Source organism: Streptomyces sp. A 4/2 (genome assembly GCF_940670765.1).
In the GTDB taxonomy this organism is placed as follows: Bacteria; Actinomycetota; Actinomycetes; order Streptomycetales; family Streptomycetaceae; genus Streptomyces.
Genome location: NZ_CALNVW010000023.1, coordinates 94,798 through 118,007 on the forward strand (window position 1 = coordinate 94,798; position 23,210 = coordinate 118,007).

Consider the following 23,210-nt stretch of genomic DNA (forward strand, 5'->3'; position numbering starts at 1 on the left):
CGGGCCCCCAATCGCCCGACAGCGAACCGAAGGAGCTCCCATGCGATTCCCGACCGACGCCCTGACGGTCCTCACCGACCCGCGCACAGTCATCCGCGGCGACCAGGTGCGCATCCCGTTCGAGATCGACCGCGTGGTCTATGAGCAGGTGAACACCGTGCTGAAAGACATGGCCGGTAAGTGGGACGGCCGCAAGGCGATCCGCGCGCACGTCTTCCCGTACCGGATCGAGGAGTTCATGCGGCAGTGCCTCACGGCCGGCGAATACCCGTCGCGGTACGACCAGGGCTGGTACGCCACCCCGCCCGCCCTCGTCACGCAGATCGTCGACGCGGCCGGTATCCGCGTCGGGGACACCGTCCTCGAACCCTCGGCCGGTGCGGGCGCGCTGACCGCCGACATCGCCAGTCGCGGCGGCCTGGTCGACGCCGTCGAACTCGACGAGCGGCGGGCGGCGATCCTGCGCGCACAGGGCGACTGCCAGAAGGTCATGCAGACCGACTTCCTGAGCCTCGACCCGCTCGACAGGGAGGAGGGTTACGACCGGATCGTGATGAACCCGCCGTTCAACAACGGGCTCGACCACATCCTTCACGCGGTCGGGTTCATGAAGGACGACGGGCACCTGATCGCCGTCATGAGCAACGGGCTGATGTGGTGGAGCGACCGGAAGGCGGCCGAGTTCCGCGAGGTCGTCGAGGAGGTCGGTGGCGATATCGAGGCCCTGCCCGAGGACTCGTTCGCGATCTCGGGTACGAACGTCCGCACCTGCTTGGTCTTCCTGCCGGGCTACGCCGGGAGCAGGTTGCGCACCCATGACTGGCTGAAGCGGCAGCCACGCCAGCTCGACCTGTTCGAGTTCGCCGAATAGGGCTCTGACCTGCAACTTTCTCCGATTTCCCTGGTTGTACCCGGTACCCCAAGTGGGATCACGCGTTAGTCATAGTGTCCACCCACTAAAACCAACACCCACCCAGAAAGGCCCTCATTATGACCAATCAGGCCACCACTAACCAGGATCTCCCCACTCAGGCCCAGTCAGGGGACACCCTCCCCTTTACTAAGGGGGAGGCAGAACTCCTCATCCCGTGGCTCCACACCACCCTCCAGGGTCAGTCCAAGGAGGACCACAACTCAGACCTCTGTCAGGTCCTCGGCAGGCTCCTCAGGATCTCCAACAGGCTCTACGGCACCCAGTCCGAGACCAGGGATTCCTGTATCTGTTACGGCTAACCAACCCTCAGGCCGGGCCCACACAGGGCCCGGCCTGGCTCTCTACTCCCCGCGGGGGCCCGAGGGTGAGCGATCTGCGACTCGCGACCTACGTGCACCAGGAGTTCGCCTCGCGCGTGGGTGCTCCGGTCTGGGGTGCGGTTGGGTGCTTGGGGGCTCGGCCCGTTCGGGTTCGCCGCACGGGGCTCTGACCTGCAACTTTCTCCGATTTCCCTGGTTGTACCCGGTACCCCAAGAGGGGTCACGCGTTAGTCATAGTGTCCACCCACTAACACCACCCAGAAAGGTCTCCATTATGACCAACCAGGCCAACACCAACACCAACACCAACAACACCACCAACGAGGAGTACGTCTACAATCCCGTCCCCCCCGAGTTCGTGTCCGACCAGGTCTGTGAAATCTCCGGCAGGGATATGGGCTACCTCATCCCCTGGATGAGGGCCCAGCTCACCACCCAGGACAGGCACGACGACAACTCGGACGTGTGTCAGGCCCTCACTTCGATCCTCCTTCAGGCCCACAGGCTCTACGGCACCGAGTCCGGGACCCGGGAGACCTGTATCTGTCGAGGCTAACCAACCCCCAGGCCGGGCCCACACAGGGCCCGGCCTGGCTCTCTATCCCCGAAGGGAACCCAAGAATGAGCGATCTGCGACTCGCAACATGCGCATACCAGGAGTTCACCCCACATATGGGCACCCCGGTCCGGACCACGGTCGGCCACCCGCGCTTCGCCCTCTCCTATCAGCTGGCCGGGCATGCGCGGCTCATCACGCCGACCCGGGAGCTGCTGAAGATCAAGGCGCAGGACGCATACGAGTTCAGCTACCGGCGGCTGCTCAACGGCAACGGCATCGACGCCATCCACCGCGAGCTGCTGGCCATCGCGGGCGCCAACGACCTGGACAGCCCGCTCGTGCTGCTCTGCTTCGACCGGCTCGACCGGCTGACCCCACCGGACGACTGGTGCCACCGGTCGCATTTCGCGAAGTGGTGGACCGAGCAGACCGAGCGGGAAGTCCCTGAACTCGGCGCCCATCCCGTAGCCCCCGCGGCTCCGGTCCCCACGCTGTTCGACTTCTGACCTTCCAGCCCTGGCGGGCGGGGGCGGGAATCCCCGCCCGCCAGGGCTGTCAACCGAACTCATCTCACAGAGCAAGGAGGCCACCATGGCCTGTGACGTGAACCCGACGACCCCGCTGGGCAGGGCCACCTGGGCGGCAGGTGCGACGCTGCGGCGCCTGGCCCCCGAGGCGACGTCGGCGCTGGTCGACATCTGCGGCGAGTTCATCCGGATCATCTCGGTCTTCGCCGGCGACACCGAGATCGACACCGCTGACGATGTCGGCCCCTTCGACTGCGAAACCCTCGGCGAGGCCGACGAGATCCTGCGCGCGGCCCTTGACGAGGAAGGCCCCGGCGCCCCGGGCGCGGCCGGATGGCAGCTCGTCCCAGACGAGAAAACGGATCAGCTCTACCGGATCACGTTCCCGGCCCACCCCGGGCCTCTCCTCCAACCCACCCGAAGCGAACGAGGACATCGCATGACCACTCACGCCCCCCAGGCCCCGGCCTATCCGCTCCCTGGCGGCCAGAAGATCGGCGCCGCGGCTCACGAAGCCCTGCAAGACCTGTTCACGGCGCAGGAGCGGGTGGGCCGAGTGATGGCCCTCGTCACCGCGGCGGCGGTGCGGGACATCCTGACCGAGAACCACCACGATGCCCCCTTCGACGCCGAATACGCCGAGCTGGTCGAGGCGGCCGACGGCTCGCTGCACGCCACTGGCCGGTACTGGACGGCGGACGGCACGGAGACCTCGTTCACCGCCACGCTCGGCAGGTGCGCCGGGGATGAGGTCTTCGGGATGAACGAATGGGTGCCGTACTTGGACGGCGGCAACGAGCGCGTCTGGAAGCCCCTGGTCGAGGAGATGCCCGCCAAGGACGGCCAGCCGGTGTACCGCATCGACCTGGCCAGGGCGGCGGCCCTGCCGCTTGAGTGACCACACTTCACCTGGCTCCGGGGCGGGCGAGGGCGGGGATACCCGCCCGCCCCGGGGCCGCCGCATGTGCACCGACCGAAACAACCTCACGGAGAGCGCCATGATTGAAGTCCTCGTCTCCTGCAACGGCATCGACCGGTACCCGGCCCTGATCGACCCCGGTGACCAGCGCGAAGGGCACGTGAAGCCCTGGTTCGACCTGGAGACCGTTCAGCGGATCGCGGATGACACCCAGGCCGGCGCCGCCCGGTTCGGCCACGGCTCGTTGGACACGATCCACGTCCTCACCGGCCAGGTCGACAGCGCGGAGCACGCGGTCGTGCTGAACGTCTGCTGGATGTACCTCGGCGGCGAGAAGCGCCAGGAGGCGGTGGAGGTCTGCCAGCCCAACGAGGTCGGCCGGTACGCCATCGGTGGGTTCGAGTGGTGCTGGTACGCGCTGGATGAGCGGCTGAACCCGGCCATCCCGCACCAGGTGAAGCGGGAGCAGCTGCCTCCCTTTCCCGGACAGAGGGCCGTCTGACCTGCTGTTTTTCTCCGAAACTCTTGGGGTTACCCCGGTACCTCGCGGAGAGTTCGGCGTTGGTCATAGTGTCCACCCACTAAGCAAGTTCACTCGGCCAGCACCGAGTGAACGACTCCGAGGAGAGCGCCATGGTCGAAGTCCTCGTCACCCACAACAGCCGCGACGCCTACCCGGCTCACATCGACCCCACCGGTGACCACGTGAAGCCCTGGTTGGACCTGGCGACCGTGTGCCAGTTCGCCACTGCCACCCAGGACGAGGCCCGCCTCGGGCGCGGTTCGGGCGACACGATCGATGTCGTCCCGCCCACGCACCGCAACCGCCCGTGCAGGGTCGTCCGGAACATCGGCCTGCTCTACTACGCGCCCCGCGAGGGCCAGGACACCGTCGAGTGCTTCACGCCCAACGAGGACGGCCGGTACGCGATCACCGGCAAAGCGTGGGACTGGTACGTGATCGACGAGCACCACGACTCGGCCGCCTCGCCCAGGTAGGGGGCGCCGCGACGGGTGCCGGGTACGCCCCGGCGCCCGCCTTAGTGGCCACCCACTAAGGCGGTAATCACCGGCCGGGCGGGCGGGGGCGGGAATCCCTGCCCGCCCGGCCAGAACCGAACGACCTCACCGGGGGGAATCCGTCATGCCCTACATCGACTCCACCACCATCGCGTGGGCGGCCGGCTCGGCGTCCGCTTACAAACACGACGGCAGCGAACTCACCGTCATGAGTTGGTTCTGCGGCGCTGGCGGTGACACGCAGGGCGCAGACGCGGTTCCCAATGTCGCGGTCACCAGGGCCGCGAACCACTGGGACGTCGCCCTCGCGACGCACGCCTGGAACAACCCGCGCTGCGAAGTCTGGAAGGGCGACATCCGCCGCGCCCCCGTCGACAAGTGGCCGGTGTGCGACATCTTCTGGGCGTCGCCCGAGTGCCCGAAGTGGTCGGCAGCCCGGGGTGTGAAACGGGACTTCGACAAGACGCTCCAGGGCCAGATCGACTTCGACGAGCCCGAGTTCAAGAGCGACAAGGAGCGGCGGGCAGCCGAGGAGCGCTCGCGCGCCCTCATGGAAGAAGTCCCGATGTACCTGCGCGGCGTGATCGCCAGGGGCGGCCTGGTCAAGGCCGGGGTCGTGGAGAACGTGATCGACTGCCGCGACTGGGACGACTGGGGCCGGTGGATGGCCGAGTTCGACAAGATGGGCTACGAGACCAAGGTCTGTGCGATCAACTCGATGCACGTCGACCCGCGCAGCCTCGACCACATCCCGCAGAGCCGTGACCGGCTGTACGTCGCCTATTGGCACAGGAGCCTGGGCCGTACCCCTCAGTGGGACAAATGGATCCTGCGCCCCGAGGCGTTCTGCTTCGACTGCGACGAGAAGGTGGAGGCCGTCCAGGTCTTCCGGAAGCCCGGCAAGGACATGGGCCGGTACCGCCAGAGCTACGACTACCGGTGCCCGCACAAGAGTTGCCGCGCGATCGTGGAGCCGATGGTGCTCCCCGCGGCTGCCGCGATCGACTGGTCGCTGCCCGGCACGCCGATCGGTGACCGCCAAAAGACGGACGACTGCCCCGAGGGCTTGGCCCCGGCCACGATCGCCCGCACCCGTGCCGGGTTCGCCCAGTACTGGGGATGGGGAGCGCAGGCGGTCGACGACGGCCAGGGCTCACTGTTCGGCGGGCTCGACGACGCCCTGCAGGCCGCACCGGGCCCGCTCCTGGTCCCGACCGGCGGAACCTGGCGCGACCGGGCGGTCACCCTCGACCGGCCGATGTCGACGCGCACGACAGTCGAGACCGACGGCATCGTGGTACCGCCCATCCTCGTCCCCTGCGAGGGCCGCGACGGCAAGAAGCCGATGAGCGTGGGCGACCCGCTGCGCACCCAGACTGCCCGTCTGGAGACTGCCCTCGCCTACTTGCCGCCCTTCGTGATCCCCATGCGGGGCGGCGGGGACAAGGAGAAGGCTCGACATATCAGCAAGCCGCTCCACACCGTGTCGGCCGGCGGCAACCACCACGGTTTGGTGACTGCCCCGGATCACCTCCTCGTCCCGTACTACGGCAACGGCCGGGCCCGGGAACTCAGCGAGCCGATCGGCGCCCTGTCGACCCGGGACCGGTACGCGCTGGTCAAGGGCGACTTCAACATCGCCGACGTCCTGTTCAGGATGTTGCAGCCTCACGAGATCGCGCGGGCGATGGCCTTCCGAACGGGCTACAAGATCATGGGCTCGAAGCGGCACCAGGTGCGTCAGCTCGGGAACGCCGTTACCCCCGGCGTCGCTGAGAACTTGTACTGCGCGCTGGTCGAGGCGATCACGGGCGAGGAACTGTCCCGGTTCGCCGAAGGGTGCGGCCCGCTCTCCCTGGCCATGGCCGCCTGATCCGGCCGCTTCTTCCGTGATCTATTTACCGTAATTGGTTTAGCGAAATCAATTACGGTAAGGATGGAAGTAGATCCACTCCACCACCAACCACCCCACAGGGAGACCTCATGCGCGCCACGATCCGCAGGGCCAAATACACCGACCTCGTCAGCGACGTGACCACCGCGATGGCAGGCCTGGAGATCGACGACTCCGCCACGTACTACCGGCTCACCGAGGTCGATCGGCCGGGCCGGGAACCCGCGATCACCGAAGAGATCCTGAGCGGCTATCAGGCCAGGTCGCACATCAGCCACCAGCTCCTCGTGGTCATGGAGGAGATCGAGCAGCACAGCCCGCAGGAGGTCACCATCCGCCGCACCAGCCCGTACGAGATCAGCCCTGGCGGGCGCCAGACAGGCACCTACACGAAGGTCTGCTAGCTGAGGGCGGCCGGTGGGGCGCGTAAGCGAGGGAATCCCACCGGCCGCAGGCGCAGCCCAGAACCGAAGGGCCTCACAACCCGACCAGGCGCGCGAGGCCCACCGTAACCCCCGTCCAGATCACCGGAGGAACGCGTGAGCACCAAGACCACTACTGCGACCGACACCCGCGAGTTCATCATCATCGGCAAGGACACCGGAACCAGCTTCATCCTGTGGGACGTTGCTCCGGCCCCGCTCGACGCCACGAAGCGCGCGATGGCGCTCGAAGAGATCGAGATCGACACGTTCGACGCGTTCGGCACGGCCGGTACCGAGTACGCCACGAGCGCCCGAGCGGCCGTCGACCAGTTCGTGAACAAGCTGCGCGAGCGGTCAGGCATCGGCAGCTACGACCTCAACGCCGCCAGCCAGTTGGAGAACTACCAGGCGGAGCCCCAGCCGACCACCGGCGTGGACACCGAGCCGTACGGACGCGCGCACACCCTGACCGCGACCCGGGACAGCGCCTACCACGTCGAGACCAGCAGCACGCCCGGCCTGCCCGTCTTCAACATCTACGGCCTGCCCCTCCGGTCGGCGATCGAGACCAAGGACCGCGTACGCGCGGGCGTGATCAACAGCGGCTTGAACTGCCCGATGGCGAACGTCCTGGTGAAGCTCACCCCCACCCCGAAGCACGTCAACCCGGCCGACATCACCAGCGTCGGCAGCAGCGGCCTGGACCTCGCGATTGCCGTGTCCGTCCTGGCCGCCGCCGCCCAGATCCCCGACGACTGCCTCGCCGGCGTCGCCCTGATCGGCGAACTCGGCCTCGACGGCTCGGTGCGCGTCCCGTACGCGCTCCCCAAGTCGGTGAGCGCGGTCGCTGACAGCGGCAGCTCAGTCGTTCTGGTCCCCACCAGCGCCGTCGAGGACGCGGCCATCGCGGGCGTCCGGGTGATCGGCGTCGGCTCCCTGAACGAGGCGGTGGCCGTGCTCACTGGCCACTGGCACCACCCGGAGGGCTGCGCCCACTGCGGCGACGAGGCCGCCGCCCACCAGCCGTGCATCACGGGCGCCGTGTGCCCGGCCTGCCAGGACAGTGCCCAGGCCCCGTTCTGACCGAGTGCGTGCCGGGTGGGCCCGCAAAGCCCGCCCAGCGCTTCCCCGCCAGCGACCACCCGAAAAGCAACGAAGGCGGCACCACCATGAACGCCAGCATTGATCAGATCCAGTTCACCGCGTACGACCCCGACCAGTCTTTCGGGCACCTGCCGTTCGCCTACTTGTTCACCGTCCCCGGTGACTTCCCGGAGGGCATCCCCGGGTACGCCGACTTGGAGATGGTCGTGTACCGCGTACGCGGCCAGTGGGAAGTATGGGACATCGGCCACCAGGAGACATGGGGCACCGGCCCCAGCCGGCGAGCTGCGCTCGGCTACGCGTTCAACAAGATCGCCCAGGTCCGCAGGCTCCACGCCGCCGACATCGCCAACGCGCGCGTTGCGGTCCGTGAATCCGTCCCCCCTTATGAGATCGAGGTCACCGGCATGAGCCTCGTCCTTGCCCCGCAGGCCATCGGAGTCCTCGTAGGCATCGACCACACCGAGGACGGCCGTGCGACCTACGTGGTCGACAAGGTGCAGGGCGGCGGCCGGTGTGGCATCCGGGCCGACGCCACGGTGACCCGGCACTCCATGGACGTCGGCGTGCTCCACATTCGGTGCGGCTGCAAGGCCATCCTCGCTGTCCGCTTCGAGCGCGAAACGGAAGTCCTTGAATACGTGCGGGAATACCTGAACTCCTGGAAGGTGTGCCCGAAGTCGATCGGCGCCCCGGCCGCCACCGATGACCAGCCCGAGGGCGACGAGGGCCAGGCGGTCGCCGAGCTTCCCGCCCGGTAATCTCCGCCGCCCCGTGGGGGCCGTGACCGGATTCCGGTCACGGCCCCCACAGCCTTCTAAGCCCGCGACGCCCCCAGGTTCACCCTCCCCCACGCGGCGGCAATGCGGCCGACACAGGCCCCGCTACCAGCCGCCCCGCCGTGATGTGAACCCGCCCGAAAGTACCCGGATGACCGGCAACGGACAGATCGCGCTCGACCTCCCAGGCATCGACGACGGCCCCGACCTCGCCTCGTACCGATGGCTGCTGGCGAACATCAGCGGCGGCAAGGACTCTATGGCGATGCTCTACGAGCTGCTGCGCCAGGCCGACGCCGCCGGCGTCCCTCGCGACCGCATCGTGTGCGTGCACGCCGACCTCGGCCGCGCCGAATGGAATGGCACCCGAGAGCTGGCCGCCGAGCACGCTGCGGCGTTCGGCCTGCGGTTCGAGGTCGTTGCCCGCGTCGGCGCCGAACTCGTCGACCGGATCGCCGAGCGCGGCATGTTCCCCGACGCCTCGAACCGCTGGTGCACATCGGACTTCAAGCGCGGCCCGGTCCGCCGCCTGATGACCGCCGTCGTCCGTGAAGCCGAGGATGACGGCCACGTCGGCCGCGTCCGCATCCTCAACGTGATGGGCCTGCGCGCCGACGAATCACCGGCCCGGCGCCGCCTCCTCGCCTTCTCACACGACGGGGCAGTGACCTGCCCGTGCCAGGACTGTCTCCTGCGCCGTGCCGCCCTGGCGAGCTACGAGAAGCGCGGCCTGCCCTGCCCGAAGGACAAGAAGCCCGGCTACGGCGCGTCCAACACGCTGCGGCACGTCGACACCTGGCACCCGGTGCACGCCTGGTCGACCAGCGACGTGTGGGCGGCCATCGAACAGTCAGGACTGCGCCCGCGCCTCAGTCGACCTCGGCATGCCGATCATCCCCGGGGAGCGCTGACGAACCCAGCACTGGAACCGCCATTCACCTGCTCCGGAACAGCCCTTTGAACTATCCAGACTGGGAGCCGTGGAACCGTTCAAGCAGCTCACAGGCAGGAGGGCTGTCCGGATCGAAACTGTGGATTCCCATCTGAGCAGCGGGGACGCTGGGTCCCCACAGGCGGGCACCATGGCACCTGAAGCAGAAGGCAACCTGGAAAAGCAGGTCCGTGGCGCTGTGAGCTCGGATGCCCCAGCCCGGGATGAAACAGCGATGCAGCTCGCTGTCCGGCAGGTCCTTGATCAGCGTCAGGACCTGATTGGCTTGAGTCGACTCCCAGATCGCGACATCGTCGCCGACCAAGTCCTCCGCACTGAGATGACGCATCGGGTCGGTGATGCGGACGACCTCGATCAACTCGGTCTTGTCATGGGCAAGCGGCAGCAACATGGGCACAGAATTGCTGATCAAAACCCCATACGCCAGAGGCGACTACCTCACACGATCACTGGCACCCGTAGTCCGGAAAAGACTCTCCTGTTCGTTCTGTGTCCTGGCGTCCCGGCCAGCTCTCGTACGTGCCGCCCAGCTCCGCCCAGACCTCGCCGCCGAGTACGCCGCCATCGAGGAGAAGATCGGGCACCGCTTCAAGAACGACGTGTCGATGGCCGAGATCATCGCGGAAGCCGAAAGGGCGTCGCCAGAGGTCACACCTATTCCATGCTGGACGGGGTGATCAACGCGAGAACCAGAAATCCGCCAGGCGTGAACTGATCACGAACCGGCTATATGGTGCGTGCACGGCGACTGTCCTGAGCAGCGGCGCAGTCGCTCCCGCGCCGGAGGTGTAAGAGCTGCACGGCCCTCTTCCAGTGGGAAAGACCACGTGCAACTCGTGGCCGGCGCTCCACAGACCAGGCCCCTGCCTCCTCCCCCCGAGGCAGGGGCCTCGCTCATGCCGTGAAAACCCCCGGTATGCGCAGGTCGGCTACCATCTCGGCCCGCTCGACCAGCGCTAGGAGCAGGCATGTTCCACGGATCGATCCCATCCCCCCTCCGCTCGATCATCTACGAGCACGCCGGGGTCTGGCCGGACACCGACATCTACGTCGGCTGCTCGGGCAACTTCACCATCGAGCGCGTGCTGCACTCGCGGTTCGGGAACGCGCGGCCGGTCCACGGCAACGACATCACCGCGTACTCGTGTGCCCTGGGTTGGTTCCTCGCTGGGGAGGACCTGCCCTACACCCTGCGCCCCGAGTTCGAGGACACGCTGGGCTGGCTCGCCCCGTACATGGAAGATCGCGCCGACCGGCTCGCCACCCTGATGCTCGGCACCCGGTTCCTCCAGTACGTCGGGAAGGACGGCGCGTACTACCGGCGGATGCTCGACGCCACCGAAGACCAGTGGCCACGTATGCACGAGAAGACCGCGACGAAGCTCCGCACCCTGGAGACCCGCCTCGGTAGCTTCTACGCCGGCGACGTCCGCACGTACCTCCGCGACGAGGTCCCCGAGCAGGCCCCCGTCGTGATGTTCCCGCCGTTCTACGCCGGGGACTACGTCTCGCAGTTCGCGTCCATCGATGCCGCGTTCGACTGGCCGGAGCCCGAGTTCGGTGAGCTGACCGAGGAGGGCAAGGAAGAGATCATCCAGCAGGTGCAGGACCGGCCGCACTGGGTCCTCGGCCTGCACATCGAACGCCCGGAGCTGCGGCACCGGCTGGCCGGCGTCGTTCAGACGGCCAACCGCGGCCTGCCGATCTACGTGTATGCCGCGTCCGGGCCACGCCGCATCGTGCGGCCCCGGCAGCCCGTCGAGCCGATCCCCATGCCGAAGATCGGCGTCGGTGAGGACCTGGGCGACCGGATGAGCCTCCACATTCTGACGGGCGGCCAGTTCGCGGGCATTCGGTCACAGTTCATGTCGAAGTCCATCAAGCCGGGGTCGCCGCTCCTCGCGTGCGGTGTCGCGGTCGACGGGAAGCTGATCGGCGCGTTCGCTTTCCTCCCGCCGAAGTTCGACCCGGCGACCGCCTACCTGATGTCCGACTTCCCCGTGTCGTGGACGAAGTACCGGCGCCTCTCGAAGCTCATCGTCATGGCCGCGAGCACGGCGGAGGCGCAGCTGCTGCTCCAGCGGTCCCTGTCGAAGCGGCTCACCGGCTGGGCGACCACCGCGTTCACCGACCGGCCCAACTCGGCGAAGTACGGGCGGGGCATCCCCGGCGTGAAGCTCCAGAAGCGCACCGAGGCGAGCAGCAAGGACCCGGGCGACGGCGTCCACCGCTACCAGCTCCAGTACGGCGGCCCCCTCGGGAAGTACACGCTCGCCGACGCCCTGGACCTGTGGAAGCGCAAGCACGGCACCGACATGAAGAAGGAAGACGCCCGATGAGCGACACCCCGCCCGCACCCGAGCAGACGATCCGGCCCCGCCTCGTCCGCCGCGACCCGCGGTCCCTGACCCCGCTCGACATGAACGCCCGCTACATGCGCAAGGAGGAGTGGGACCGGCTCGTCGCGAACGTCGCCGCCGACGGCTGCCTCACCTCCGTGCCACTGATCTACGGCGCCGGGGAGTACGACGAGGGCCGTGAGCTGATCCTGTCGGGGAACCACCGCACCGCGGCGGCCGTGGAGGTCGGCCTGGCCGAGATCGACTGCATGTTGATCGACGACCCCCAGCAGAAAGACGAGCTGCTGGCCCGGCAGCTCTCGCACAACAGCATCGCCGGCCAGGACGATCCGGCCACGCTCAAGGCGCTGTACGACCAGATCGAGGACGTCGACTGGCGGGCGTACTCGGGCCTGGACGACGAGGGCCTGGGCCTCCTCGCCGAGGTGTCCCCCGAAGGACTCAGCGAAGCGAACCTCGACTTCGCCACCGTGAGCCTGATCTTCCTGCCGAACGAGCTGGAGGCCGCCCGCAAGGCGTTCGACGACGCCAAGATGGGCCAGAACGAGAGCTGGCTCGCCGCACGCGCCGACTACGACGGCACCCTCGATACGCTCGCCTCCACCCACGCCGCCCACAAGGTCGGCAACGTCGCGACCGCCCTCCACGCCATCCTCGGCATCGTCGAAGCGCACCTGACCGACCTCCAGGCCGGCTACACCTCACCCCACGGCGAGCCCCTGCACTCAGGCCACGTCGGACTGGAGACCGTTCTCGGCGCCCGCACCCTGCCCGCCCCCGCCGCCGTCACCATCAACAAGGCCATCGCAGCAGCAGAGGGACGCAAGGAGATCGAGCAGGGGCAGGGGTGGCGCCTTCTTGAACGCCTGGCGGGTGAGTACCTATCAGGCCCCAACCACGTCCCCACTGGGCCCGAACCCACGTCATGAGCACCCCGCCCACCCGGATCACGCTCGACCCCGCACTACCCCCCTGGGAGAACCAGCCCGGCGAGACCAGCAAGAAACACGGGCAATTCATCACATACCGCGATCTCGGCCGGGCCAGGACCCTACCGAGGGCTGCGGAACTGCTACAGCGCCACCCGGTGACGATCCGGAAGATCTCGGCCGAGTTCCGGTGGCTGGAGCGCGCCGAGGCGCACGACCGGCACCTGGACCGGCAGTACGAGGCGACATGGCTGGAAGAGCGCCGCCGGGGGGCCGAGACTGACGCGAAGATCTTGGGCGCAGCGATCGGCAAGCTGGCGCAGCGCCTCCGCACCCTGCGCGCCGAGGACCTGTCGCCCGCCGACTTCATCCGCCTTATGGACGTGGCGATGCGTCACCGGCGGGTCCTGTTCGGTGACCCCCTGGAGACGATCGTCGTCACGAATGAGGCTCGTTCGCCGCTCGCCGGGGCCCTGGAGGAGTTCGCCGGCCTGCCCGCCGCCCAGCGGAACGCGCGTCTGGCCGAGATGGCCGCGACCGTCGCCCGCCGGGTCCGCGCGGTCGAGGGCTCAGACGACGAGGATGAGGAGACGTACCCGGGCCGACGGTCTGGGCGCAGCGTTGCGAGCGAGGAATGAGCACCCTGACTGCCTTCGACGAGCTGGGCGACCTCGACGACCTCGCGGTGTACCAGCAGCTTGCCGCTGCCGAGAAGGCGGTGAGCAGCGATCTGCTGCGTGATCCGGTCACGCTCGCCCGGGGCCTGGACGGCACGTTCCGGACGCGCCCGCACCTGCGGGTGATCGGTGACGCCCTGGCGGCCGTGGAGCGCGGCGACTACGACCGGCTGATGATCTTCACGCCGCCGCAGGTCGGCAAGAGCACCACGGTGGCGGAGTGGTTCCCGTTCTGGTGGCTGTGCCTGTACCCGATGGACCGGATCGGCGTCACGTCGTACGGCGACGACCTGGCGCTGCGCCGGGGCAAGACGATCCGCGGCTACGTCGAGGAGTACGGCGCCGAGTACGACCTGCGGATGAAGGCCGGCTCGGGCGCCATGCAGGACTGGGCCATCACCGAAGGCGGAGGCGTCCGGTCGGTGTCGGTCGGTAAGGGCCTCACCGGGCATGACGTGAACGTGCTGATTGTCGATGACCCGCACAAGGACCGCGCCGACGCCGAGTCGGAGGCGTCCCGGCGGGCGCTGCACGACTGGTACTCGTCGACCGCGCTGAAGCGCCTCCAGGCCGACCGGAACTGTGTGGTGGGCATCCAGACGCGTTGGCACCCGGACGACTGGGCCGGCCGACGTCTCGCCGACGAAGGGCGCATCGAGGACGGCGGCCGGTGGAAGGTGATCCACCTCCCGGCCATCGCCGATCCGAAGTTCGGTCCCGACCCGCTCGGCCGCGCCCCGGGCGACCCGCTGCCGCACCCGAAGATCCCGACGCGGGACCGGCGGCGGCTGCTGGCGTGGTGGGCGGACATGAAGCGCACGTCGATCGTCCGGGACTGGCACGCCCTCGCCCAGGGCGATCCCCAGCCCGCAGAAGGCGCGCTGGTGTCCGAGGAGCTGCTGCGCCTCATCCGCGACACGACCACCCCGGTGGTGCCGCAGAAGGTCGCCGTCGCGATCGACCCGTCCGGCGGCGGCCGGGACGTCGCCGGCGTCATCGGCGGCTTCCTCGGCGACGACGGCCGTGTGTGGATCACTGACGACGTGTCGGCTGCGATGTCCTCGGCGGACTGGTCGACCGCGGCCTGCCGTCTCGCGCACCGCACGAACGCGGCGATCATCTACGTGGAGTGGAACTACGGCCGCGACATGTGTGAGCTGGCCATCCGCACGTCGTGGGAGACGTTGCAGCGTGAGGGGGAGATCCCGCCCGAGGTCCTCATGCCGCAGATCGCCCCCGTACGGGCCAAGCAAGGCAAGCTGCTCCGCGCAGAGCCCGTGGCGCAGCAGATGGTGCAGGACAAGGTCCGCTTCCGGGGCGTGTTCACCGACCTGGAACGGGAGTGGGCGACGTGGATGTCGACCGACCCGGACAGCCCCGGTCGTATCGACGCCTCGACGATCCTCGTGTACGGGCTGATCCCCGACGCGAACAAGGGTGCCATCGTCCACGCCCCGCTGCCGCAGGCCCCGCAGCCGGGCGGCGCGGGCCGTCAGACGCCGCCCTCGGCCGGCGTGTACGGGCGGAGGATCACGAAGTGAGGTCAACCCCCTTCAGGCGCTGAGTGCATCAGCGCAGCGGAGGTAACGACTTGGCGGCATTGGACACGACCTAGCGGCTGCCGGGGAATGATGAGTAGCTATGGCAAGTCGACCCGAACCTTCCAGCGGCCCGGACAGAGATATCCGCCTCGTCGACCATGAAGGCGTGCGTTTCCGCAAACGCGCCGTAGTCGCGATCCTTCTCGTTACAATGGTTTTCTTGGGCGTAACAATTACGCTCGAAGCGGTCTCGTATTCGATGCCGGATTCGGCAGGCGTGAATCCCGTCGTCTGGGTGATAATGACGGCCTTTGCCGTTATCGCGGTGGCCGTCGTTTGGTTTGCTGAGCGCTCCGCCAGAGAGAGATTGAGGGCGCAGAGTCGGCAACGCCTACTGGACGCGGAGAGTCAACTAGAAGGTGCTCTGCGCCTTAACGTGGATTCCACCGCCTCCGCCTTGGGATCGTCCGATCCGCTGACCCGCGCTTCTCATCCTGGGCCAGCACACGACTTGGCGCTGCCAGCATTGTGGACGGTCACGCATGCCCGGCTCAGCGACTATCACCGTACGGCAGTGGACCAGGCCACCCAGTCGTTCCGCAACGCCCAATACGCCGCGATCGCTGGATTCGTCCTCATTGCCGCGTTCGTGGTCATGGCACTCAGCTCCAAGTCGGCAACTGGAAGCATCGCAGCCGGCGCGCTAGGGGCGGTAGCTGCGGCCCTGTCCGGCTACATCGCGAAAACCTTCATCCGCTCCCAGGAGATGACCTCAAAGGCGCTGCACGCTTACTTCGAGGAGCCGTTGTCACTGTCCCGCTATCTGGCTGCTGAGCGCCTGGTGCGCGACTCTAGCCTTGGCGAGGAAAAGCAGGCTGAGTTGCTCCACGCACTCATCCTCACGATGGTCGCCGGGTCCAAGCCCGAGGAGGGCCCTGCTCCCCAGCAAGAGCGGAATACAGGCGACTGATGGCGCCCCCGTCGGGTACCGCCGAAGGATGTCCCGCACGCTCGCGTCGTCCAGATCCGTGGTCGGCCACTCCACCGAGGGACGCCTCGCGGCATGACGCCCCCGGGGCACGCCGTGACTCCGGCATTCTGGCCTCCTGCGCCAGCGCCCTGGATATCGTGGAGCTGCCCGCTCCAGGCGGACAGCTTGAGATCGAAACGCCCGGCTCGGCACCGGTCGACGCCATGGCTCTGTTCCGACCGCAGCCATGTTTTTGATCTAAAAACGTCACCTGACCTGCTGAGAGATTCCGTCGGAACCGGTCGCGCGAGATGGCTTATCATCCCTCGCTGAACCCGGCCGATGATCTCCCGTCAGGGGACGCCCATGATCAGCCCCACAGTCCTCGCCGTCCTGGCCTTCGCCGGGTACCGCGGCACACAGCTCGTCGTCCACGACTCGATCCTTGACCCGGTCCGCGAGCGGATCGACACCTGGTACCAGCGCAAGCCCGAGTCCACCGCCCGCGAAGCCGTGGTGACGCTGATGTCCTGCGTCTACTGCTCGGGCTGGTGGGTGGCCGGTGCGCTCCTCGTGACGTGGCTCCTCGTCACCGGCAGGTGGGACCAGGCGCCGGTTCTCGTCCACGGGATCGAATGGTTCGCCGTCGCCGGGGCCGCCGTCCTCCTGAACCGCTGGGACGACTCCCGCACTGGCTCAGCCTGATGACGGGCCGCGAGCTCGCAGCGTCCGCGTCCCGCTACACGTCCCGCAAGATCAGGGGACGTGGCGCCGGTGACCAGTCCTGGCAGGGCCGCGCCTACGACATGTACCACCAGGTCCCCGAGGTGCGGTTCGCCGCCTCCTGGATCAGCAACGCCATGTCCGGGGTCAGGTTGTTCGCCGGCCGCCGCGCCGACGACGGAACGATCGAGCCCGCACCGCCCGGCCACCGAGCGCACGAGATCGTCTCGCAGATCGCCGGAGGACCTGACGGCCAGGCCAAGATGCTCGGCGCCTTCGGGAAGCACCTGACCGTCCCGGGCGAGGGCTGGGTCATCGTCCGCCCCAACTCGGAGGTGCTGTCGCCGTACAGCCCCGAGGACGGGCACGACTGGCGTGTCCTGTCGGTGAAGGAAGTCCGCCAGCAGTCCGGCAAGCTCATGGCCGAGATCGACGGCGAGGACGTCCCGATCCCCGAGGGCGACCCCGAAGCCATGGACCCCGACGGCCCCGTGGCGATCCGCGTGTGGGAGCCGGACCCCGAGCGTGCCATCGAGGCCGACAGCCCCGTCCGCTCCAGCCTCGAACTGCTGGAGGAGCTGCTGCTCCTCAACGCCGCCGTCAAGGCCATCGCCCGCTCCCGCATCACGGGCCGGGGCCTGCTCCTCATCCCGAAGGGCACGAGGTTCCCGACAGCCGGCACACAGCAGGGCGAAGCCGAAGACGACCTGATCGAGATCTTCATGACGATCGCCGAGACGGCGATCCGTGACCCGGAGTCGGCCGCCGCGACGGTCCCGATCATCCTGGAACTCCCGGCCGACGCCATCGCCGAGTTCAAGCACATCAAATTCGAGAGCGAATTTGATGAGCTGGCGATCAAGCTGCGTGAGGAGGCTGTGCGCCGCTTCGCCACCGGGTTGGAGATCCCCGCCGAGATCCTGCTCGGCCTCGGTGACGTGAACCACTGGGGGCAGTGGGCGCTCACCTCGGAGGCGATCCGCCTCGGCATCGAACCGAAGGCTGGCACCGTCTGCTACGCCTTCACGCAGCAGTGGCTCCGCCCGATCCTCGAAGCCGAGGGCGACCCAGAGTGGCACCGGTGGCTCGTCTGGTACGACACCAGTCCGCTTCGGGTGCGCACCAACCGCAGCGAGACAGCGCTCCAAGCCCACGACCGGGGTGTCATCTCGGACGCGGCGCTGCGCCGCGAGACCGGATTCGACGAGTCGGACGCACCCGACGCGGACGAGATCGCCCGTCGCAAGCTGAACCCGCCCGACGAGACCGGTGACGAGACCCCCGAGGACGAGACACCACCGGCCCCGCCGACCCTGCCCGTTGACGAGTCCGAGGCCCCGCCCGAGACGCTGCCCGCGTCGGCCGGCCCCGGCGAGGGTCTGCTTGCCGCTGCCGACGGCCTGATCTGGGGGGCACTCACCGCGGCCGGGGAGAAGCTGCGCAAGACCCCGGCCTGCCCCCGCTCGGAGCGCGGCAAGGCCCGCGACATCGCGTCGGCCCGCCTCCACACCGTCCTGTCCGTGGAGGCCGCCCAGGTCGAGCAGTGGCGGCTCCTCGATGGCGCCTGGTCCCGCGCCGACGAGATCGCCGGACGGTACGGCCTCGACACGGAGTGCCTGACCTCGTCGCTCGACATCTACGCCCGCGAGCTGATCGCCGCCGGCGTCGAGCACGAATACCGGCTCGTGCCGACCGTCCTCACCTCGTGCGTCGGGGCAGCAGCATGAGGCCCCGGCCCGCACCGCAAACCGAGCCCGACGGCGGCCTGATCCTCCACCCCGGGACGCTCCGGTCCGGCTGGTGCGCGGTCTGCAAGGCGTGGACCCACATCACCGCGGACCTGCTGCTCCTGAGCCCCGGCGGCCTGACGACCGTCGGCACGTGGGCGTGGTGCGAGATCTGCGACGACCCCGACAGCCCGCTCCCGCCCAGGAGGATCGACCGTGGCTGAGCGTCTCCATCACGTCGACCTGTGCCAGGACTGCGGCGGTCTGCGTACCGCGGTCCTCGAAGGCATCGACGTCACCGGCTTCAAGATCACGTACGCGGACGGCAGCGCCTTGTCGAGCGGCCCGGCGCGGATCTACGTCGGCCCGGCCGAGGAACCGTGTCCACAGAAGGAGGCCGGCTGTGCCGGATGACGCAGCGCACAAGGTCCCGCTGGGGCACAGCATCCCCGCTCACCGCGTCCTCGGCTGGTGCTCGCACTGCCCGGACCGGTCCCTGGCCGAGGAAGTCTGTGCGTGGCAGCTCGACGCACAGGAGCGCCTTGCCGAGGACGACGTCGACGGCCCACTCGACTCGTCCACGGACTGGCAGATGTGCCCCGAGTGCGGTTACGCCGGCTCCCTGTCCGTCGTCGTGATCACTGTCCGCACGACCAGCGGCCCGAAGCGGGCGGGCGGATGGAAGTTCTGCATCAACTGCGAGGCCGTGCCGCAGGAGGCCGCCCATGCCGGATCGTGATGCCCAGCTCGACCAGGCTGAGCGCGAGTTCACCGCGGCGGTCGCCGCCGCCCTCACCGCGACGGCCGACGAGTTCGCTGACGCCGTCCTGGCCGCGACGGAACTCGTGGCCGCCCGCTTCTCGGTGGGCCGGATCGCCCGTATGTGGGGCGGCCGTGTATCCGGCCTGGTGCGCCGTCTCCTCGGCACGGCGGAGGAAGCGGCCACCGCGGCGGCCGAGGACGTCGGCGCCGACCTCCCCGAGGGCTGGGACGACCTTCCCGGCCGGTACGACGACGGCACCCTCCCGCAGGGCATCGGCCAGTACGTCGAGACGACCGAGCACCTGCTGCGCGCGGTCGGCGACCGGCTCGCCGAGGAAACCCGCGCCGAGCTGGCGGCCGGCATCGACGCCGGGGAGGACATCGAGCAGCTGCGGGCGAGGCTCCGCGAGGCGTTCACCCGCGAGGGCCCGCACCTCGGCCCCGTACGGGAGCGGCGCATCGCCCAGACCGAGGTGTCCCGCGCGTGGAACACGACCACCCTGGCCGCCGCGCAGGCTGCGAGCGGCCCCGACCGGCCCGTGGTCAAGCAGTGGGTCACCCGCCACGACCGGAAGGTCCGCACCGCACACGACCAGGCAGACGGTCAGATCCGTTTCCTGGCCGAGCCGTTCACGGTCGGCGGCGTCTCCATGCAGACCCCCGGCGACCCGACCGCCCCGGCCGGCCTGGTCATCAACTGCCGATGCCGCCTTGCAGTCGCCCCCGAGCTACAGGCCGCCGCCTTGGAATCTCAGACGAGCCCCGGAGCAGGAATTTCAGATGCAAGGGAGAACAGTGTGGATGCCGACGAGTCCCTGACCGCTGCTGGTGGTCACACGGGCGCGATGATCGCCCTGGTGCCGAGCGAGGAGGACGCCGAGCGCCTGGCCCTCGCCGCTGTCGGCTCCGAACCGGCTGGCGAGCTGCACCTGACCTTGTTCTACCTGGGCGAGGGCGCCGACTGGGACGAGGAGCACCGTGCCGACCTGATCGCCGGTCTCCGCTCCCGCGTCGCCGACCTCGGCGAGCCCCTGGCCGGGCGGGCGTTCGGCGCAGCCCACTGGAACTCGGACGGCGACGATCCGTGCTGGGTGTGGTCCGTCAGCGATGACCGCGACCGCCCCCAAGACGCCCCGACGCTGGAGACCGCCCGCTGGGCGGCCACCTACGCGCTGGAGGACATGCACCGGCAGCCCGACCTGCCAGCCCAGCACACGCCCTGGCAGGCGCACGTCTGCGCCGCGTACACGAGCAGCCCGTCCCTGCTGACCGCGATGAACCAGCGGCTGGGCCCGATCCGGTTCGACCGGCTGCGGGTCGCGTTCGCCGGTGAGCACACCGACATCCCGCTCGGCCGGGAAGAGGAGGCAACCACGATGGACGAAGACGACGACTACCTGACCATGGGCCCGCTGGCCCCCCGCCCGTGGTCCACCCCAGGCAGCACAGCCCTGGCGTTCGAGAACACCGAGACCGGCGACGGCCGCGTGTTCCGGCCCGGTTCGCTGTACTGGTCCGGGTCCGGGCCGTGGCCGCTCCAGCACGCCGACGAGATGCTGATGGGCCACCAGGGCGCCGAACTCGCCGGATCGATCCAGCGGATCACCCGCGAAGGCGACCGGATCGCCGGGGGCGGCGTCCTGTACCCGAACCGGCCGGCCGGTGCCGACGCCGTCATGCTGCTGGAGGAGAAGGCGCCACTCGGCGTCAGCGTGGATCTCGACGACGTGTCCGTGGAGTTCGTGGACCGCTCCCCGGCGGCCGACGGGGACGAGGGTGCCGTCGTGCTGCTCGCGTCGCTGCCGTCGGCGTCGCTGCTGCGCCTGGATGACGGCTCCTGGTCCCTGACCGCCACGGCGACCACCGAGTGGACCGCATCCGGCAACGCCCTCTCCCGCCACGGGTCGACGGTGCAGCTCATCACCGGGCAGAACGGCCAGGTGACCGCTGCTGCCGTAAGCGCGGCCCTCGGCTCGACGGGCACGCTCACCGCGGCTGCCGGCGACCGCGACGACCAGGACCTCGGGACGGTCGTGCACAGCGAGTCGTCCGGCGACCTGCTGATGCGGGTGACCCGGGCCCGGCTGCGCGGCGCCACGTTGGTGGCGATGCCCGCGTACGACGAGGCCCGCATCGTCCTCGACGACCAGGCCGAGCCCGCCCCCGTCGACGAGGACGAAGACTTCTGGTCGGCGGCCGGCCCGAGCCCGGCACAGCTCCGCGTCGTCGACTTCGTGAAGTCCGCCCCCGCGCCGGTCGGCGCCCGCGAGGTCGCCCGAGGGCTCCGCATCAAGATGGAGACCGCGCGCGGCCACCTGTCCCGCGCCGCGAAGGCCGGGCACATCGTGCGCCTCGCCCGGGGCGTGTACGTCGGCCCGTCGACCGAGATGTCCATGACGGCATCCGTGTCCGGCGACGTCGACCTTCCAGTGAACGACGACCCTGACCGGAAGTGGGACGGGGCCGCCGCGAAGAAGAACGTCCTCGCCTGGGCGACGGGCGACGACGACACCGTGGACGCCGACAAGCTCAGCTCCGCGTATCTGTGGCGCGACGAGGACGCCGACCCGGCGACGGCCGCCGCGTACAAACTGCCGTTCGCCGACGTCATCGACGGCGAGCTGCGGATCATCGCGGCCGGGGTGTACGCCGTCGCGAGCGTTCTGCAGGGCGGCATGGGCGGCGTCGACCTGCCCGACGATGACCGGGACGCGGTCAAGGCCCGGGTGGCGACGCTGTACGCCCGGCTGGCAAAGGCGTACGACGACGACTCGATCGTCCCGCCGTGGATCGGCGACGACGGCGACGAGGAAACGGCGTCCATGCGGGACCTGGTCGCCTCGGCGTGGACGGCTATGAGTGAACTCCCGCCGATGCCCGCCGCCTGGTTCAAGGAGCCCACCGCAGCCGAGCTGCCCCCGGGCTCGGGCGGTGTGCACTACGCCGACGGCCGGATCTACGGCTGGGTGGCACAGGCCGGCGAACCGCACGCGGGCTACCCGGGCCGGAAGCTGACGATCGAGTCCCTGGGGAAGCTCGATCTGACGCACTTCCTGCGGGCCAAGTTCCAGCTCGACGACGGCAGCACGGTGCGCGCGGGCGCCTTCACGATGAACGCGCCGCACACCAGGGACGGCGCGGAATGCAACGATGCTGCCTGCCAGTTCGACGACTCAAGGACCGTCGCCGGGATCGTCACCGTCGGGCAGAACGCGGGCGGGCTCTGGTTCTCGGGCGCGGCCGGCCCGTGGCTGTCCGAGTGGGACCGCGCAGTCTTCCAGGCGACGCAGCCCTCGTACCACATGAAGCAGGGCCCGAAGGGGAAGTGGCAGCTCCGCGCCGTCCTGTCGGTGCCGGTGCCCGGCCACTCCTCGCCGCTCCTCGCCACCGCGGTGACCGAGCGGTCGAATCTCGCTCTCGCCGCTTCTGCGGCCGGGATGCTCACCGCTCCGGACGTGTCCGGACACGACTCGGACACCGTCCCGGACGGCCCGGACACCTCGACGCGGACAGCCGCTGACCTGCCCGGACATCGTCCGGACAACTCGGCGGACATGTCCGGACGCGTGCCGCTGCCGCGCAGTCAGGTCGACTCCATCGCTGCGGCGTTGCTCACCAGCGTGCCGTTCCTCGACGTCCTGCTGACGGCCATGGACCGCCGCCAGGAGCAGCGCGACAGCGCCGCCCTTGCCGAGGCGCAGCGCCTCGCTGCGTCCGTCATCGCCCCGGCCCGCGAGCAGATCGCGGCCGGCACCAACACCGCAACGGAAGGGGAAGTCTGATGGCGTGCTCGTGCAGCAAGAAGCGTCAGCAGTGGGAAGTCGTCGCCGCCGGAGGTAAGGGCAAGGTCCTCTACAGCTCGGTGTCGAAGGCCACCAGCGAGGCCGTAGCCCGCCGGTACAAGGACAGCCAGGACGCCATCGTGCGGGAGAAGCCGAAGGAGGATGCCGCCTCGAAGGCCGAGAAGACGTCGACGCGGTAGGCACCGCCACGTTCGGTGGACAAGTCGCCGATATCGCCGCTGGCGCCTGGCCTATGCTGGGCGGCAGACGACTGCTGGTTTTGGGCCGGGTCTCCAAGATCGATCC

Annotated in this window: 24 protein-coding genes; 23 read left to right on the forward strand and 1 reads right to left on the reverse strand. The window is 69.0% G+C overall.

The window, feature by feature from the left end; genetic code table 11:
- Positions 1-40 precede the first annotated feature (40 nt).
- The 11 genes from NBY69_RS18230 (at position 41) to NBY69_RS18280 (ending at position 9,442) form a co-directional block, all read left to right on the forward strand.
- A complete protein-coding gene (locus tag NBY69_RS18230) occupies positions 41-871 on the forward strand; it encodes an rRNA adenine N-6-methyltransferase family protein (RefSeq protein ID WP_250302061.1) in 831 nt (276 codons plus the stop codon).
- Between the two features lie 657 nt (positions 872-1,528).
- Positions 1,529-1,810, forward strand: coding sequence for a hypothetical protein (locus tag NBY69_RS18235; RefSeq protein WP_250302062.1), 282 nt, complete (start codon positions 1,529-1,531; stop codon positions 1,808-1,810).
- Positions 1,811-1,875: 65 nt separating this feature from the next.
- Positions 1,876-2,319 (forward strand): hypothetical protein, encoded by a 444-nt coding sequence (locus NBY69_RS18240; RefSeq protein ID WP_250302063.1) that lies wholly within the window; start codon positions 1,876-1,878, stop codon positions 2,317-2,319.
- Between the two features lie 85 nt (positions 2,320-2,404).
- Positions 2,405-3,238: a hypothetical protein gene (locus NBY69_RS18245; RefSeq protein ID WP_250302064.1), complete on the forward strand. Its 834-nt coding sequence runs from the start codon at positions 2,405-2,407 to the stop codon at positions 3,236-3,238.
- A gap of 100 nt (positions 3,239-3,338) precedes the next feature.
- Positions 3,339-3,761, forward strand: coding sequence for a hypothetical protein (locus tag NBY69_RS18250; protein WP_250302065.1), 423 nt, complete (start codon positions 3,339-3,341; stop codon positions 3,759-3,761).
- Between the two features lie 107 nt (positions 3,762-3,868).
- Positions 3,869-4,258, forward strand: a complete 390-nt coding sequence (locus NBY69_RS18255; protein ID WP_250302066.1) for a hypothetical protein — start codon at positions 3,869-3,871, stop codon at positions 4,256-4,258.
- Between the two features lie 145 nt (positions 4,259-4,403).
- Positions 4,404-6,152, forward strand: coding sequence for a DNA cytosine methyltransferase (locus NBY69_RS18260; RefSeq protein WP_250302067.1), 1,749 nt, complete (start codon positions 4,404-4,406; stop codon positions 6,150-6,152).
- Positions 6,153-6,262: 110 nt separating this feature from the next.
- Complete coding sequence (locus NBY69_RS18265) at positions 6,263-6,577, forward strand: hypothetical protein (protein WP_250302068.1); 315 nt, start codon at positions 6,263-6,265, stop codon at positions 6,575-6,577.
- A 135-nt stretch (positions 6,578-6,712) separates the two neighbouring features.
- Complete coding sequence (locus NBY69_RS18270) at positions 6,713-7,681, forward strand: magnesium chelatase domain-containing protein (protein WP_250302069.1); 969 nt, start codon at positions 6,713-6,715, stop codon at positions 7,679-7,681.
- An 86-nt stretch (positions 7,682-7,767) separates the two neighbouring features.
- Positions 7,768-8,463 carry a hypothetical protein gene (locus NBY69_RS18275; protein WP_250302070.1) on the forward strand — a complete coding sequence of 232 codons (696 nt, stop codon included), beginning with the start codon at positions 7,768-7,770 and terminating at the stop codon, positions 8,461-8,463.
- Positions 8,464-8,632: 169 nt separating this feature from the next.
- Positions 8,633-9,442, forward strand: a complete 810-nt coding sequence (locus NBY69_RS18280) for a phosphoadenosine phosphosulfate reductase family protein (RefSeq protein ID WP_250302071.1) — start codon at positions 8,633-8,635, stop codon at positions 9,440-9,442.
- Between the two features lies 1 nt (position 9,443).
- On the opposite strand, the gene NBY69_RS18285 is transcribed toward NBY69_RS18280, so the two are convergent.
- On the reverse strand, positions 9,444-9,824 hold the full coding sequence (locus NBY69_RS18285; RefSeq protein WP_250302072.1) for a hypothetical protein: 381 nt from the start codon (positions 9,822-9,824) through the stop codon (positions 9,444-9,446).
- A gap of 577 nt (positions 9,825-10,401) precedes the next feature.
- Here NBY69_RS18285 and NBY69_RS18290 point away from each other — a divergent pair.
- From NBY69_RS18290 to NBY69_RS18345, 12 genes are all read left to right on the forward strand, one after another.
- Positions 10,402-11,772 (forward strand): hypothetical protein, encoded by a 1,371-nt coding sequence (locus tag NBY69_RS18290; RefSeq protein WP_250302073.1) that lies wholly within the window; start codon positions 10,402-10,404, stop codon positions 11,770-11,772.
- Positions 11,769-12,722, forward strand: a complete 954-nt coding sequence (locus NBY69_RS18295) for a ParB N-terminal domain-containing protein (RefSeq protein ID WP_250302074.1) — start codon at positions 11,769-11,771, stop codon at positions 12,720-12,722. Before NBY69_RS18290 ends, NBY69_RS18295 begins: the two co-directional genes overlap by 4 nt.
- On the forward strand, positions 12,719-13,360 hold the full coding sequence (locus NBY69_RS18300) for a hypothetical protein (RefSeq protein ID WP_250302075.1): 642 nt from the start codon (positions 12,719-12,721) through the stop codon (positions 13,358-13,360). Before NBY69_RS18295 ends, NBY69_RS18300 begins: the two co-directional genes overlap by 4 nt.
- Positions 13,357-14,940, forward strand: coding sequence for a hypothetical protein (locus NBY69_RS18305; RefSeq protein WP_250302076.1), 1,584 nt, complete (start codon positions 13,357-13,359; stop codon positions 14,938-14,940). Before NBY69_RS18300 ends, NBY69_RS18305 begins: the two co-directional genes overlap by 4 nt.
- 100 nt (positions 14,941-15,040) lie before the next feature.
- Positions 15,041-15,910 (forward strand): hypothetical protein, encoded by an 870-nt coding sequence (locus NBY69_RS18310; RefSeq protein WP_250302077.1) that lies wholly within the window; start codon positions 15,041-15,043, stop codon positions 15,908-15,910.
- A 366-nt stretch (positions 15,911-16,276) separates the two neighbouring features.
- Positions 16,277-16,615 (forward strand): DUF1360 domain-containing protein, encoded by a 339-nt coding sequence (locus NBY69_RS18315; RefSeq protein WP_250302078.1) that lies wholly within the window; start codon positions 16,277-16,279, stop codon positions 16,613-16,615.
- Entirely contained in the window at positions 16,615-18,360 is a 1,746-nt protein-coding gene (locus NBY69_RS18320; RefSeq protein ID WP_250302079.1) for a hypothetical protein, read from the forward strand. Before NBY69_RS18315 ends, NBY69_RS18320 begins: the two co-directional genes overlap by 1 nt.
- Positions 18,357-18,584, forward strand: coding sequence for a hypothetical protein (locus tag NBY69_RS18325; protein WP_250302080.1), 228 nt, complete (start codon positions 18,357-18,359; stop codon positions 18,582-18,584). The genes NBY69_RS18320 and NBY69_RS18325 overlap by 4 nt, the downstream gene beginning before the upstream one ends.
- Positions 18,577-18,774, forward strand: coding sequence for a hypothetical protein (locus NBY69_RS18330; protein WP_250302081.1), 198 nt, complete (start codon positions 18,577-18,579; stop codon positions 18,772-18,774). The genes NBY69_RS18325 and NBY69_RS18330 overlap by 8 nt, the downstream gene beginning before the upstream one ends.
- Positions 18,764-19,099 carry a hypothetical protein gene (locus NBY69_RS18335; protein WP_250302082.1) on the forward strand — a complete coding sequence of 112 codons (336 nt, stop codon included), beginning with the start codon at positions 18,764-18,766 and terminating at the stop codon, positions 19,097-19,099. The genes NBY69_RS18330 and NBY69_RS18335 overlap by 11 nt, the downstream gene beginning before the upstream one ends.
- A complete protein-coding gene (locus NBY69_RS18340; protein ID WP_250302083.1) occupies positions 19,086-22,904 on the forward strand; it encodes a phage minor head protein in 3,819 nt (1,272 codons plus the stop codon). The genes NBY69_RS18335 and NBY69_RS18340 overlap by 14 nt, the downstream gene beginning before the upstream one ends.
- Positions 22,904-23,104, forward strand: a complete 201-nt coding sequence (locus tag NBY69_RS18345; protein WP_250302084.1) for a hypothetical protein — start codon at positions 22,904-22,906, stop codon at positions 23,102-23,104. The genes NBY69_RS18340 and NBY69_RS18345 overlap by 1 nt, the downstream gene beginning before the upstream one ends.
- Positions 23,105-23,210 lie beyond the last annotated feature (106 nt).